The 14,742-nt window shown below is 74.0% G+C and carries 11 protein-coding genes; 3 read left to right on the forward strand and 8 right to left on the reverse strand.

The features are described from left to right. Positions 1–132: 132 nt before the first annotated feature. The 5 genes from ACWGE1_RS34475 to ACWGE1_RS34495 form a co-directional block, all read right to left on the reverse strand. Positions 133–1,020: a FadR/GntR family transcriptional regulator gene (locus ACWGE1_RS34475; RefSeq protein WP_451660308.1), complete on the reverse strand. Its 888-nt coding sequence runs from the start codon at positions 1,018–1,020 to the stop codon at positions 133–135. Between the two features lie 191 nt (positions 1,021–1,211). Continuing rightward, positions 1,212–2,993 (reverse strand): ATP-binding cassette domain-containing protein, encoded by a 1,782-nt coding sequence (locus ACWGE1_RS34480; RefSeq protein WP_453424399.1) that lies wholly within the window; start codon positions 2,991–2,993, stop codon positions 1,212–1,214. Between the two features lie 137 nt (positions 2,994–3,130). Continuing rightward, positions 3,131–3,877, reverse strand: a complete 747-nt coding sequence (locus tag ACWGE1_RS34485; protein WP_453424400.1) for an NUDIX hydrolase — start codon at positions 3,875–3,877, stop codon at positions 3,131–3,133. 117 nt (positions 3,878–3,994) lie between these two features. Next, complete coding sequence (locus ACWGE1_RS34490; protein WP_453424401.1) at positions 3,995–5,983, reverse strand: amylo-alpha-1,6-glucosidase; 1,989 nt, start codon at positions 5,981–5,983, stop codon at positions 3,995–3,997. A gap of 209 nt (positions 5,984–6,192) precedes the next feature. Next, positions 6,193–7,476 (reverse strand): DUF4192 domain-containing protein, encoded by a 1,284-nt coding sequence (locus tag ACWGE1_RS34495; protein ID WP_453424402.1) that lies wholly within the window; start codon positions 7,474–7,476, stop codon positions 6,193–6,195. Positions 7,477–7,596: 120 nt separating this feature from the next. Between ACWGE1_RS34495 and ACWGE1_RS34500 the strand changes: the two genes are divergently transcribed. Further along, the gene (locus tag ACWGE1_RS34500) at positions 7,597–9,756 is read left to right on the forward strand and encodes a RecQ family ATP-dependent DNA helicase (RefSeq protein WP_453424403.1); all 2,160 of its coding nucleotides are present in this window, start codon (positions 7,597–7,599) and stop codon (positions 9,754–9,756) included. A 214-nt stretch (positions 9,757–9,970) separates the two neighbouring features. Beyond that, positions 9,971–10,600, forward strand: coding sequence for a hypothetical protein (locus ACWGE1_RS34505; RefSeq protein ID WP_453424404.1), 630 nt, complete (start codon positions 9,971–9,973; stop codon positions 10,598–10,600). A 231-nt stretch (positions 10,601–10,831) separates the two neighbouring features. Here the strand turns inward: ACWGE1_RS34505 and ACWGE1_RS34510 are convergent, their stop codons facing one another. From ACWGE1_RS34510 to ACWGE1_RS34520, 3 genes are all read right to left on the reverse strand, one after another. Beyond that, on the reverse strand, positions 10,832–11,560 hold the full coding sequence (locus tag ACWGE1_RS34510) for a hypothetical protein (RefSeq protein WP_453424405.1): 729 nt from the start codon (positions 11,558–11,560) through the stop codon (positions 10,832–10,834). Positions 11,561–11,568: 8 nt separating this feature from the next. After that, entirely contained in the window at positions 11,569–12,279 is a 711-nt protein-coding gene (locus ACWGE1_RS34515; protein WP_453424406.1) for a ribonuclease HII, read from the reverse strand. 115 nt (positions 12,280–12,394) lie between these two features. Further along, a complete protein-coding gene (locus tag ACWGE1_RS34520; RefSeq protein WP_453424407.1) occupies positions 12,395–12,997 on the reverse strand; it encodes a TetR/AcrR family transcriptional regulator in 603 nt (200 codons plus the stop codon). A gap of 139 nt (positions 12,998–13,136) precedes the next feature. On the opposite strand from ACWGE1_RS34520, the gene ACWGE1_RS34525 reads away from it, so the two are divergent. Further along, on the forward strand, positions 13,137–14,690 hold the full coding sequence (locus ACWGE1_RS34525; RefSeq protein ID WP_453424408.1) for an MFS transporter: 1,554 nt from the start codon (positions 13,137–13,139) through the stop codon (positions 14,688–14,690). Positions 14,691–14,742 lie beyond the last annotated feature (52 nt).

A 14,742-nucleotide genomic window follows, 5' to 3' on the forward strand; every position in this document is an offset into this window, starting at 1 on the left:
GCCGTCCGGGGCGTCCCGCGGGGGCTAAACCGCCGCGTATGTGGGTCGCAAGCGGCCCACCCGCGGGTGCCGCCGCACCCCCCCGGGCCCGCCCCCACGTCCTGCACCCCCGCGCCCCCGCGCGTCCGCCCGTCAGTGCTCGCGCGGGGCGGGAACCACGCGCTCGACCTCCGGATGAACCGTCAGGAGCTGGCGCATGGCGTTCTCGGCGCCCACCGCGTCGCCCGCGGCGAGAGCCTCGACCATCCGCGCGTGGTGCGCGACGCAGGTCTCGCTCGGGCGGTCGCAGGCAGTGATCGGGCTGCCGGAGACCTGGAGGGCGGCGGAGACGATGCCGGAGAGGTGCTCCAGCATGCGGTTGCCGGCGACCTGGATGAGGAGGGCGTGGAACTCGTTGTCGGCGCGCGCGAAGGTGATCGCGTCGCCCTGGCCGAGCGCGTGGCCCATGATCTCGACCATGTCGGCGAGCCGCTGCTGGATGTCCGGCCGGCCGTGGCCGGCGGCGAGGCGGGCGGCGAGCGGCTCGATGGTCCAGCGGAGCTCACCGAGCTCGCGGCGCTGGTCGTCGCGCTGGGGGCCGAAGGCGCGCCATTCGATGATGTCGGGATCGAGCAGGTTCCAGTCGGCGACGGGGCGGACCCGGGTGCCGACGTTGGGGCGGGCGCTGACGAGGCCCTTGGCCTCCAGGACCCGCAGGGATTCGCGGACGACCGTACGGGAGACCTCGAAACGCTGGCCGATCTCCTCGGGGACCAGCGGGCGGTCCGCGCCGAGATCGCCGGAAACGATCATCTGGCCGAGCTGCTGGACGAGTTGGCCGTGCAGTCCGCGTCCGCGGCTGCCTGCCGCGCGGCGGCCCACTCGGCTCAACTCGACGTCGGCACCGTCCCAGTGGGGTGCTCCGACGCGGTCGGACCCTGGGGTCTCCGCGTAGGGGTAGCGGTCGAGTTCGCCCGGGCCGGCGAGGCCGGAGTCGGCATGGCGGGCGGCGGTCATCATGGTGTGCGCAAGGGTACTCACGAATCCTTTGTCGGCCGTGCCTCCACGACCCTTGAGGTCTTTGGTGAAAAGCACACGAAAGGGTGATCGGTGCCACCTACGCAATTGACGACTTATCGTAAAGAACCGGGCCTTTTGCGGGGAGTTGCGGTCTGCTTGACGTGACACGGACCGCAACGGTCCCGTCCGCGACTTCTCCTGCACCTGAACGATCACCAACGGACCCTGCTGCGCAGTCCGGTGAACCCATAGGCGCACAACAGGACCATCAGCGACAGGACCAGTGCGGTCCCGACGGGCTGGGCCATCACCCGGAGAGCCCCTGCCAACAGGCGGTCGGCCTCCGGCGGCCACTGCCCCCAGGTCAGGCCGCGCAACCGGGGCCCGAGCCCGGTCGACGGGTACGCGGACGAGCCCTCCAGCGCCTTGCGCACCAGCGGAACCACCATCACCGGTACGGCGAGCACCGCGGCCAGGCCTGCGGTCGCGGACCGGAAGACCCCGGAGGCCAGTACGCCGGCCCAGGCGCAGCCGATGAGCAGCCCGGCCCAACTCGCGGCCGGGGAGAGCCACTCCACGGGAGTGCGCAGCGGTGCGCCGTCGAAGACCAGCGCGAGGGCGGCGGCATCGGCGGTCACCGTCAGGGCGCCCAGCATCAGGGCGAGGGCGGCGCAGATGCCCAGCTTGGCGGTGAGCAGCCCCATCCGGCGGGGCACCGTGCCGCGGTCGGCGGCGAGTGCGGGGTAGCGGTACTCCTCACCGAAGGCCAGCGCGCCGAGCAGCCCCGCGCCGAGGGCGGCGGGCGGCAGCGGCAGCAGCTCGGGCCAGGCGGCGAGCAGCCGGTTCTGCGGGGTCTGCCCGGTCCGGGCCAGCACCAGGGCGGTGAGGACGGAGACGGTGATGACGAGGGCTGCGGTGAGGAGGGGGGTGGCGGTGCCGAAGACCCGGAGCAACTCGTAGCGCAGCGGCCGCAGCGGGCCGCCCACGCGGCGCACGGTCGAGGCCGGGCGCCCGGCGCGGACCTGCCGGGGGTGTTCGCCGGAGGCCCCGGCGAGGGCGGGACCGGGCTCCGGCGCAGCCGTGGCCTCGGTGCGGGCGGCCGGGACCGGCGCCTTCGGTGCGCCGGCGTCGCCGGTCTCGTCGGCGAGCTGGTGGACCAGCACGCCGTTGCGGAAGGCCGCCTCGCCGATCTCGGCGCAGTTGCTGCCGTAGACCGACAGGCGGCTGCCGCTCTCGGCGACGATCTCCACGGCGCGCTGGGCGGCCCGGGCCTCGCGGCCCAGCACGTCGGCCAGCCGGGCCGCGTGCGGGGTGCGCACGGCGACCCGCGGCCGCAGCCGGGTTCGCGCGAACTCGGCTGCGTCCTGGTCCGCGACGAGCCGGCCCGCGTCGATGCTGACGACGCGGTCCGCGCTGCGGGCGGCCTCCTTGGCGTCATCGGTGGTGAAGAGCACCGCGCCGCCGAGGGAGGCATGGCCGCGCAGCAGCCCGTGCAGCCAGCCGCGTTCGCGCGGGGAGAGTCCGGCGCCGGGCTCGTCGAGCAGCAGGGTGCAGGGATCGGCGAGCAGCGCCGAGGCCAGCGCGACCCGGCGCTCCATGCCGAGCGACAACGAGCCGAGCCGCTGGTCCCGCAGCCCGGCGATGCCGACGACCTCCAGCATGGTGTCGGCCCGGGAGGCCGGCACCCCGGCGGCGGCGCAGAGCATGCGCAGCTGGTTGCGGACGGTCCGTGCGGGATTGCCGGGGACGTCGCCGAGGAGCACGCCGACCTCCCGGCCGGGGTGCGGGATGCGGTGCAGCGCGCGACCGCGGAAGTAGGTGACTCCGCGGCCCGGTTCGAGTTCGAGCATGAGCCGCAGTGCGGTGGTCTTGCCCGAACCCGGCTCGCCGAGCAGGGCGGTCACATGCCCCGGGCGGGCCTCGAAGGTGAGGTCGTCGATGAGGGGCGGGGCGTCGGGGCGGGGCTTGCTGGTGAGTCCGATGGCCTGGAGCATCGCTTCTCTCGCGGGGGGTGAGACCGCTCAGCGGCAGGGTGGGTACCGCAAGCAAGATAACGCGATATGTCCGATTTTCGACGCAACCGGTCCGATGGAATGCCGATACTGCCGCCGGCGATCGGCGTGCCGCGGTGTCAGACCTCCGGGCGCAGCATCGGCGGGTTGAGCAGGGTGGCCCCGCCCGCGCGGAACAGCTGGGCCGGGCGACCGCCCTGACGGGTCGTCGTCCCTCCGGCCGGCACCAGGAAGCCGGGAGTGCCGGTGACCTTGCGGTGGAAGTTGCGCGGGTCGAGGGAAACGCCCCAGACGGCCTCGTAGACCCGCCGCAGCTCGCCGACGGTGAATTCCGGCGGGCAGAAGGCGGTGGCGAGCGAGGAGTATTCGATCTTGGAACGGGCCCGCTCCACACCGTCGGCAAGGATCCGGGCATGGTCGAAGGCGAGCCCCGTGGCGCCCTCGTCGGAGTCGGCCAGCACCTCGTCGACGGGGGCCCAGCGCGCACTGTTGGCATCGCCCCCCGCCCGGGGCGCAGGCAGGTCCGGAGCCAGCACCAGGTGCGCCACGCTGACGACGCGCATGCGCGGATCCCGCTTCGGATCACCGTAGGTGGCCAGCTGTTCGAGGTGCGCCCCGTTGCCCGCACCGGGGAGGGCAGGGTCGTGCGCGCAGAGGCCGGTCTCCTCGGAGAGCTCCCTGGCGGCGGCCCCCGCCAGGTCCTCGTCCTCGCGGACGAAGCCTCCGGGCAGCGCCCAGCGCCCCTGGAACGGCTGCTCACCTCTACGGACGACCAGCGCGCAGAGCGCGTGGCGCCGCACGGTGAGCACGACCAGGTCGACAGTGACGGCAAAGGGCGGATAGGCCGACGGGTCGTAGGGCGACATGCCGCGATCATAGTCGTCTGCCTGACGATAAACAGCGCTTTGGTGACCTTGAAGACTGCCCGGGGGCCGGGAGCCTCCGGTCGAGCGGCCGGTCCGGCCTCGGCCGGGCGCGGGTGCTCACCCTCCCAACTGGAGCGCATCAGCCGCCTCCTCCACCATGCCGAGGCCGAGTCGGCTGATCCTGACGGCGAAGGGCTCCCCCGCCACCCGCAGACCCGAAAGTCTGAGCCCGCCCAGGGGCGCGCCCGGGAGAGGGACGAGGGCAACCGTCCCCGCGGGGGCGTCGGGCCGGATCCCGGCGAGGGCCGTCAGTGCGTGAACCCCGGCCGCCGCGGCCACGGCAGCCGGGCGACAGGCCGCCGGGTGCGGCACGGGGGCGCTGCCCGCAGTGCGCTGCTCGGCGGCGAACATCTCCGGGAGCCGGTACCCGAAGGACTCCGCCGCATCCAGCAGGCCCCTGAGCAGGCCCGCGGCCTCCTTCTCGAAGCCCGCCCGGGCCAGGCCCGCCACGGCCACCGCGCTCTCGTACGCCCGCACGGCCCCGGAGCGGTGGCCGAACGGGTTGTGCCCCGGCTCCTTGACCGCCATGCTCCGCAGCCCCCATCCGGAATCCATCGCGGGGGCTCCGAGCAGCCGGGCCAGCTGCTCGGCGCGGGCCGGGTCCAGGAGCCCCGGGGCAAGTCGCCCGCCGCTGAGCAGTCCGGTGTCCAGCAGGTGCGCGGCGGCCCCCGTCAGCCGCGGCAGCGGCCGCCCGTCGGGGTGCAGTGCCGAAGCGGGCCGGCCGCCGTCCGGGCCGTCGGTCCAGAACGCGGCCCGGAACCGCTCCCGCAGCGCGGCCGCCCGGTCCCGCCACTCCTCGGCGCCGGGCCGCCCGCAGGCGGCGAGCAGGTCGGCGCCGAGCACGGCGGCCCGGTGGGCGTGGGCCTGGGTCTCGCAGCGCCGCGGACCCGGGTCGGGGTCGGCCAGGAACCCGTCCTCCCCCAGCGCGGCGCGCAACCAGTCGAGGCACCGCTCGGCGGCCGGGAGCAGTCGGGCCACTTCCTCCTCCGGCATGCCCCAGAGCCGGGCCTCGGCCAGCACCGCGGGAAACGCCAGGGTCGCCTCGGTGCCGGTGCACCCCGGCGGAAGCTGCGCGCCGGCTCCGCGCAGGGGGCCCGGGATCTTCCCGGGGTCCGGCCCGCGTTCCCCGTTCTGGGTCCGCGCCAGGATGCGCAGGGTGGCCGCGGCGAGACCGGTCCCGAGCGGCAGTGCCATCCGGGCGGCCCAGAGCGATTCCGCCGGGGCCAGGCCCAGCCGCCATGGCGCCCCCGCCGCGGCGAAGGCGTCGCCCTGCTCCTCCGGGTCGCGCAGGAGCAGGGCGCCCAGGTCCTCGACGCTGGCCCTGAACCATGCGTCGACCCTCGGGTCGTCCCCTTCGGCCCGGGCGTCGGCCAGCGGGTTCGCCACCTGTCCGGCGGTGGCCCGCTCCACTCTTTGCTGGGTGGTCCGGAGCTCGATGGTGCGGGATTCCCCGGGGCCCAGTTCGAGCTGCCAGCGCAGCAGCCCCGCCGAGGCGAGCGCGTCGTCCGGCGGCGGATCGGCCGCGATCACGGCCTGCGCCTCGCCGGTGCTCCAGCGCAGTCCCGCCGCGTGCACCCCGGCGGGCAGCTCCGGCCCGGCCCTTCCGGCGGCCACCGCGGCCAGCTCCGCCAGGTCGGTGCCGAGCAGCACCTCGACGGGCAGCCGTACCGGCCGGGCGGTGAAACTGCGCAGGGTGATCCGCTCGGTGCCGTCCGCGTGCCGGACCCGTTCCACACCGATGTCGGGGTCGGGGCCGGGCTCGGCCCCGGTGCGCACGGTCGCGGTGAAGGCGGCCCGGTCCGCGCCGAGGCTGCGCCCCTGCACGGCGACCGGGTCCCGGCCGCCGACACGCAGCACGCAGCGGGAGAGCAGCCGGCGCCCGGCCCGGTAGATCCCGTCGATCCCCTGCCCGGTCAGCTGGCCGTGCTCCGGCGAGATGACCAGACAGGGCGCGGCGACACAGATGACGGCGCCGTGCACGGGTGGCAGCTCGGACCTGCGGGCGGCGGGCACGACGGGTGGGCGGGGAGGTGCGGGGTGAGACATGTGTCGCCTTGTCTGCGCTCCGGACGGTTCAGCTGGGCGGTGGCGCGGCCGTGCCACCACCACCCTCCAGCTGAACGCCCCCGCCCCCGCCCGGGTCACGGGCCCGGGCCCCGGCCGGGTGTGCCCGCGGCGGAGCCCGCGCCACCGGGCCAGGACCGGGGCGCACCTGAACAGCCGTCCCGGACCGCTGTGCGGGCGCCGGTGCGCGTTCACTGGTCGCTCCCCGCGGTGCGGCGGGATCCGCGGCGGGTGCTCGTCCGGCCCCGTCGGCCGGGAGGGCGGGTACCGGCCGAGGGGCGGGTACCGGCCGAGGGGCGCCCTCGCCGGGGCTCCCGGCGGCGCCGCTCCTCCCGCAGGCACTGGCGCAGCCCCTCGGGGTCGATCCCCTCGTTGCAGGCGTGGTGGAGCAGTTGGGCGAAGCGGTATTCGGCGTCCGCCCGCAGGGCCAGGTCGAAGGCGATCCGGGCGGTCGGTTCGTCGCCGGTGGACCAGGAGACCCACCCGGCGAGGGTGAGCGGGGCCGCGGCGTGCTCGCCGTACGCCCCGACGCAGCGCCGGGCCAGGGCCCGCCACAGCCGCAGGGCCGGGGCCGCCTCCTCGTCCTCCATCCACTCGGCCGCGATGTCCCGGATCTCGCGGTCCTGGAGGCCGAGGATCAGTGAGGCGGCCTCGTCGTGGCCGAGCAGCGCGTCGTCCCAGTCGTCGGCGTGGGCGCCGCCCTCGACGGGCGGGGCCAGGGTCATGCGCCGCATCAGGATCCGTGCCAGGGCGATGGTCTCGGCGCCGACCTCCTCGCGCGTGGCCCCGTCGAGGATCCTCGGCATCAGGGCGGACGCCGCCCTGTCGAGGGCCCTTTCCGCTTCCCGGGCCACGGTTCCGCGCAGCGGTGCCAGCCTGCCCTCGATCTCCTTGAGGGTGCCCCGGACCTGGAGCCCGGCAAAGGTCGCCGTAGCGGCCAGCACCGAGGTGCCGACGGCGGCGAGCCGGCTGCCCTCGGCCGGGCAGCACCGCTCGTCGGGGCAGACGTAGGACCAGAAGCGTCCCGCGGACAGGCACAGGGCCTCCAGCACGGGTACGTCCAGTGCGCCGCAGGCCAGCCGGATCCGCTGGGCGAGCGGCCGCAGCCGGTTCATCACCTCCCGGCCGCCCTCCTCCCCGCCCGGCTCCTGGCACAGGTAGACGACGATGCCGTCGGGCTTGCCGCCGCGCCGTTCGCTGCCCCGGATCAGGCAGTCGGCGACCTGGCGGGCGGTGTCCTCCCATTCCGCGGACGTGGCCGGGATCCCGACGCGGAGCCGGCCGCCGAAGCGTCCGCCCTCGCCGTGCACGGCGACCATCACGAGGGAGTCACTCGGGTGGAAGCCGAGCATGTAGGGCAGTGCGTCGGCCAGTTCGGCCGGGCTGCGCAGGGTGACCTGAGGTCCGGTGGTGGCTCCGGCCGGGCTGATGGAGGGCCGGTCGGACGGGGTGCGTGATTCGTGGTTGCTCGTCATGCCACGAAGGTCCCGCGCATGATCCGATCCCGAAAGCCCTGTGGATAACTGCCGGCGTCATTGTCCACAGGTCCGGAGCCGCATTGGCGCGATGTCGGAGGCATCGGGTTGCATGGGGGCATGAACGCAGACCTGAGGTCCTCGGCCGACTCCGTACTGGCCCGTCTCGTGGGCGACCCGACGGGCGCCGCCAAGTTGCGGGAGGACCAGTGGCGGGCGATCGAGGCCCTCGTCGCGCACAAGCGGCGGGCGCTGGTGGTGCAGCGCACGGGCTGGGGCAAGTCCGCGGTGTACTTCGTCGCCACCTCGCTGCTGCGGGCGAGCGGCGCCGGACCCACCGTGATCGTCTCCCCGCTCCTCGCGCTGATGCGCAATCAGGTCGAGGCCGCGGCCCGTGCCGGGATCCGCGCCCGCACCATCAACTCCGCCAATCCCGAGGAGTGGGAGGGGATCCAGGCCGAGGTCGCGGCGGGTGAGGTCGACGTCCTGCTGGTGAGCCCGGAGCGGCTCAACAACCCCGATTTCCGCGATCAGGTGCTCCCCAAGCTGTCCGCCGCCACCGGCCTGCTCGTGGTGGACGAGGCCCACTGCATCTCCGACTGGGGCCACGACTTCCGCCCCGACTACCGCCGGCTGCGCACCATGCTGGCCGACCTGCCGCCGGGCGTCCCCGTGCTCGCCACGACCGCCACGGCCAACGCCCGCGTGACCGCCGACGTCGCCGAACAGCTGGGCACCGGGGCCGGCACGGACGCGCTGGTGCTGCGCGGCCCGCTGGACCGCGAGAGCCTGAGCCTGGCGGTGCTGACGCTGCCCGACGCGGCGCACCGGCTGGCCTGGCTCGCCGATCACCTCGGGGACCTCCCCGGCTCGGGAATCATCTACACCCTGACCGTGGCGGCCGCCGAGGAGGTCACCGCGTACCTGCGCCACCGGGGCCACACGGTGGCCTCGTACACCGGCAAGACGGAGAACGCCGACCGTCAGCAGGCCGAGGACGACCTCCAGGCGAACCGGGTCAAGGCGCTCGTGGCCACCTCCGCCCTGGGGATGGGCTTCGACAAGCCCGACCTCGGCTTCGTGGTGCACCTGGGCTCGCCCTCCTCCCCCATCGCCTACTACCAGCAGGTCGGCCGCGCCGGACGTGGCGTGGAGCACGCGGAGGTCCTGCTGCTCCCCGGCCGGGAGGACGAGGCGATCTGGCAGTACTTCGCGTCGGTGGCCTTCCCGCCGGAGGAGCAGGTGCGCCGCACGCTGGACGTCCTGGCACAAGCAGGCCGACCGCTGTCGCTGCCCGCCCTGGAGCCGCTGGTCGATCTGCGCCGCACCCGGCTGGAGACCATGCTCAAGGTGCTCGACGTCGACGGCGCCGTGCACCGCGTCAAGGGCGGCTGGACCTCGACGGGCGAGCCGTGGGCCTACGACGCCGAGCGCTACGCCTGGGTGGCCCGCCAGCGGGCCACGGAGCAGCAGGCCATGCGCGACTACGCCGCGGCCACCGGGTGCCGGATGGAGTTCCTGCGCCGCCAGCTCGACGACGAGGAGGCCGCCCCCTGCGGCCGCTGCGACAACTGCGCCGGGGCCCGGTTCACCGCGGAGGTCTCCACCACCGCACTGGACACCGCGCGCGGCGAGCTGGGCCGCCCGGGCGTGGAGCTGGATCCGCGCAAGATGTGGCCGACCGGGCTCGCGGCGGTCGGCGTCGACCTCAAGGGGCGCATCCCTGCCGGGGAGCAGGCCTCGACGGGCCGGGCGCTGGGCCGGCTGTCCGACATCGGATGGGGCAACCGGCTGCGCCCGATGCTCGCCCCGCAAGCTCCGGACCAGCCGATTCCGGACGACGTGGCGCAGGCCGTGGTCGCGGTGCTGGCCGACTGGGCCCGCGGTCCCGGCGGCTGGGCCTCGGGAGCGGCGGACGCACCGGCCCGGCCGGTGGGCGTCGTTGCCCTGCCCTCGCGCAGCCACCCCCGGCTGATCGGTTCGCTGGCCGCGCGGATCGCGGAGGTCGGGCGGATGCCCCTGCTCGGCACGGTCGCGTACACGGACCAGGCCCCGGAGTTCGGATCGGTGGCCTCGAACAGCGCACAGCGGGTGCGGGGGCTCCACCAGGCCCTCACCGTGCCCCCGGCGCTGGCCGAGGCACTGGCGGAGGCGGCAGGACCCGTGCTCCTCGTGGACGACCGCGCGGAGAGCGGCTGGACCCTCGCGGTGGCCGCCCGGCTGTTGCGCCGGGCAGGCGCAAAAGAGGTGTTCCCGCTGGTGCTGGCGCTCCAGGGGTAGCCGAATGCGTCATCCACGGCGTGGCGGGGCAAGGATATGAACGGCATACCGGCGAATTCCGGTCGGCGGCGTCAATTGCTCGTTGCCGCACGCTCCGTGGCCACGCGAGAATTGGAGTGCTCCCGCTCGGCTCCCCGGCACCCTCCTGGGCCGCGCTGCGGCGCGCCCTGACTCCACCGTGCCCGTCCGCGGGCGTGTACCCGAAGGGAGGACCGTGACCTTCGGATTCGCGCCGCCCCCGACCACGTCCCTGGCGACAGCGACCGGCGGCACCAGCCGGCACGGCAGACTGCTGGAACCGGCGGAATGGACAGCTGCGGGGATTCCGCTGCTGCGCAATCCGCGCGAGGTCGTCAGCGGGCTGCACTCCCGGCACAGCCCCGTGCCCTCGACCGCGGTGATCGCCGTCCTGGGCCCGGAGGAGCAGCTCGTCGCGAGCGCCTCCTTCGTGCAGCGGTCGGTCTCGGCCGACGGCTGGGAGTACCGCAACGCCCTGTTGTCCCGGCTGCGCCGGGTCCTTCCCCACGACCTGCGGCGACGGACCCCGGTGCGGACGGCGGTGCTGCTCTACTGCCGCGAGGGCGACGAGCGGTGGACCGAGGAGGACGGGGCGTGGATGTGGGGGCTGCGGGACGCGTGCACCCTGCACGGCCTGCGCTGCGGCGCCTACATCACGCTGACCCGCGGGGGCTGGCAGGTGCTGGGCGAGGGCCGTGGCGGCCGGCGCCCGAGCTCCGACTCACAGCCCCAGCACCTCGGCGACACCGTGGCCGAGTTCTCTCCACTGGCCCTGCACACCGGGGGCGGCGCGGTCGAGGCCCTGCGGCGGACCGCCGCACGCTGATCCCCGTACAGCCGGTCCCCGTACGGCCGGTCCCCGTGCAACTGCCCGTCGTACGGCCCTGCCTCGCGCACGGGCGCACTCAGGCGGCCCGCGGGCATGCCTCACGGCCGTACACCCTGGAGCGGGCGTACGGCGGATCAGGCGACGGACTGCGGCTCGACCCCGGCGCGGGCTCCAGCGGGGCCGGCTCAAGGCCCGCCCCGCCCCTCGCCCGTACCGGGGTACAGGGCGTCAGACGCCCGCACCCAGCACAGAGTTGATCTGCTGCGGGTCACCGCACACGATCAGCAGCGCACCCGCCCGGGTGAGCGCGACCGGCAGGGCACCCGCGACGGTGTCGACCGCTCCGCCGTTGACCGCGAAGACCACGACGGGACGGCCGGCGGCGCGCTGGACCTGCGCCGCGTCCGCGTAGAAGACGTCGTCCCCGGCATCGTGCAGGGCCCAGTACGCGGCCTCGCCGAAGGACAGCTCGTGCGCGGCCCACGGGTGCGGGTCGCCGCTGGTGAGCACCAGGATGTCGCCGGGCGCGCGCCCGGTGTCGAGCAGCAGGTCCACGGCCTCTTCGGCCGCGTCCAGCGCACCCTCGGCGGAGGCCGGGATCAGCTGGATCTGCGGCACCGCCGCCGAGACGGACGGTGCGGTGGGAGCAGCGGCAGGCGCTGCGGGAACGGGTCCGGGGGTGGCCTGCGGCGCACGCTGCGCGGGCGGTGCGGGCCTGGAGGCACCTCCCGCGCGGCTTGCCGCTGCGGGGGCGGGACCGGGGCGACCGGGCCGCGGTACGGCGGCGGGACGCGGACCAGGTACAGGGCGGGGGGTCTGCGCGGTGCGGCTCGCGGCCGGCGTGACGCGGGGACCCTGGGCACTCTCGTGAATCTGAGGCTCCTCGATGGCGGGGGTGAGAGGCGTGAGTTGATATCTATCAAACACCGGTACGAAACGTACCGGTCGGTGGCACATGCGTGCGATCAGAAATCGAAGCCGAGTTGGCCTCCGTTTTCCAGCTCCATCGACTCCTCGCTGCGGCGCACCTTCTTGAGGTGGCGCCACCGGGGCAGCGCGTCCAGGTACGACCACGAGAGCCGGTGGTAGGGGGTGGGCCCCAGCTCCTCCAGCGCCGCCCGGTGCACGGGCGAGGGGTATCCGGCGTTGGCGGCGAAGGCGAAGTCCTCGATGCCACCGCCCTGTTCCCCGAGTTCGGCCATCATGCGGTCGCGGCGGACCTTGGCGATGACCGAGGCCGCGGCGACGGCGATGCAGGACTGGTCGCCCTTGATCACCGTACGAACCCGCCAGGGCGGGCCGAGATAGTCGTGCTTGCCGTCGAGTATCACCGCGTCCGGCCGCACCGGCAGGGCGTTCAGCGCGCGCTCCGCCGCCAGTCTCAGGGCGACCGTCATCCCCAGTTCGTCGATCTCCTCGGGCGAGGAGTGCCCGAGTGCGTACGCGGTGACCCAGCCCTCCAGGACATCGAGCAGGGCATCGCGCCGCTTGGGGGTGAGCAGTTTGGAGTCGGTGAGACCGGCGGGCGGCCGGCGCAGGCCGGTGATCGCCGCACACACGGTGACGGGTCCGGCCCAGGCCCCTCGTCCGACTTCGTCGACCCCGGCGATGACCTTGGCGCCGGTGGTTGCACGGAGGGAGCGTTCGACGGTGTGGGTGGGTGCTTCGTACGGCATGGCGCCAGCAAGGTTACGCCGCCCCGGGCCGACTGCACACCCCCGCCCGGCTCCGACCCGCCCGCGATCGCTCACGAACCCCGCTGCGCGGGCCCCGCGCCGCCCCCGCCGCGTCTCACACCCTGAGCAGCGGCACCATCACCTCGTCGATCAACGCCGCGATGTCCGCATCTCCCCATTCGCTTCCGCACACCTTGGCGCGGTACATCAGCATGGCCGGAATGACATCCACGACAAACGGACCAGTCGCGTCCGGCCGGACATCCCCCCGCTCGATTCCGCGCCCCACAAGCTCCCTGATCAGACGCTGGGCCGGCTCGTGCAGACCCGACCAGATCACGCCACGGAACCGATCGGCGTGCATGTGATCGCATTCGTGAAGCAGCGCCCGCAGGGCCTGACCGGCGCGCGAATGCATGACGTCCCGCATGCGCACGCACAACAGATGGAGATCCTCGCGGATCGAACCACAGTCGGGAATGTCACCGATCCTCGGCAGGTCGGTCCGCAGCGCCTCGGCCACCAGGTCCGCCTTGGAGGGCCAGCGGCGGTAGAGCGCGGCCTTGCCGGTGTGCGCACCGACCGCGACCCCCTCCATGGTGAGCGCGTTCCAGCCGACCGTGCCCAGCTGCTCCAACGCGGCGTCGAGAATCGCCCGTTCGAGTTCCGGACCGCGCCTGCGCCCCGGCGATGCGGCTGACCAGCGCGAACCCACCATCTCTCCACCTCCGACCGGCTTGCGCGTCCGGCGCACATATTTTCAGCCTTAGTGAACGCTTGCGTTCACTAAGGAGCGGCTCCTACCGTGGGCCGCAGTGAACGAATGCGTTCACTATTTCACTTTGGGGGGATCCTCAGTGACAAGCTCTCAACTCGCCACACCCCGGATACCGGGCGCGGCACGCCGGGAGGGGCGCCCCGGAGTGGCGCTCGCCGTCATCGCCGCATGCCAGCTCATGGTCGTCCTCGACGCGACGATCGTGAACATCGCACTCCCGCACATCCAGACCGCTCTCGACTTCACCACCACCGACCTCTCCTGGGTGCTGAGCGCCTACACCCTCACCTTCGGCGGCCTGCTGCTGCTCGGCGGCCGGGCGGGCGACATCCTGGGCCGGCGCCGGGTGTTCCTCGCCGGAATCCTGCTCTTCACCCTGGCCTCCCTCCTCGGCGGCTTCGCCCAGGAGCCCTGGCAGCTGCTCGCGGCCCGCGCCCTGCAAGGGGTCGGCGGCGCGATCGCCTCGCCGACCTCGCTCGCCCTGATCACCACGACCTTCGCCGAAGGCCCCGAGCGGAACCGGGCGTTCGGAGTGTTCGCAGCCGTCTCCGCGGGCGGCGGCGCGATCGGTCTGCTGACCGGCGGCATGCTCACCGAGTGGCTCGACTGGCGCTGGGTCCTCTTCGTCAACGTACCGATCGGCGTGCTGATCGCGGTCCTGACCCCGCTGTACATCACCGAGTCCGAGCGCCACCCCGGCCGCTTCGACATCGCCGGAGCCCTCACCTCCACCGGTGGCATGGCCTCGCTCGTGTACGGGTTCATCCGCGCCTCGGAGGACGGCTGGCGCGACGCGTACACGCTCGGCTCGTTCGCCGCGGCCCTCGTACTGCTCGCACTGTTCGTGGTCATCGAGTCGCGGGCCCGCGAGCCGATCATCCCGCTGCGCATGTTCGCCGACCGCAACCGCACCGGCACTTACGTGATCATGCTCGGCCTCGCCGCGGCGATGTTCGGCATGTTCTTCTTCATCGTCCAGTTCGTGCAGAACGTGCTGGGCTTCTCCCCGATCCAGTCCGGGCTCGGCTTCCTGCCCGTGACGGTCGCCATCGTCACCGCCGCCGGCCTCTCGCAGCGGTTCCTGCCGCGCTTCGGTCCCAAGCCCTTCATGGTCATCGGGTCCGCGCTCACCGGGACCGGACTGGCCTGGCTGACCTTCCTGCGGACCGACAGCTCCTACCTCTCCGGAGTGCTCGGGCCGATGCTGCTGTTCGGCTTCGGGATGGGCCTCAACTTCGTGACCCTCACCCTCACCGCCGTCTCCGGCGTGGCACCGAAGGAGGCGGGCGCGGCCTCCGGACTGCTCAACGCCAGCCAGCAGGTGGGCGGCTCGCTCGGCCTGTCCATCCTGGTCACCGTCTTCGGCACGGCGAGCCGCGACGAGACGACGAAGCACGTCCCGGCCTTCATGGCGCAGGCGGACCCCGAGCAGATCGCCGTATTCAAGGAGACCGGGCTGCTGCCCGACCCCTGGGGAGACCTGGTGCTCGCCCACGGCATCTCCACCGCGTTCTACGCGGCCGTCGCCATGGCGGGCCTCGCCCTGGCGACCGCCCTGCTGGTGATCCGGGTGCGCAGGAGCGACCTGGAGGCCCTGGCCGGAGCCGCCGCGAAGGCCGGTCCGGCCGCCTGATCGCAGTTCGCCGTACGGGGCCGGGCGCGCGGGGGATGCCCCCCCCCCGCCC

This window comes from Streptomyces sp. NPDC054932 (genome assembly GCF_053610205.1).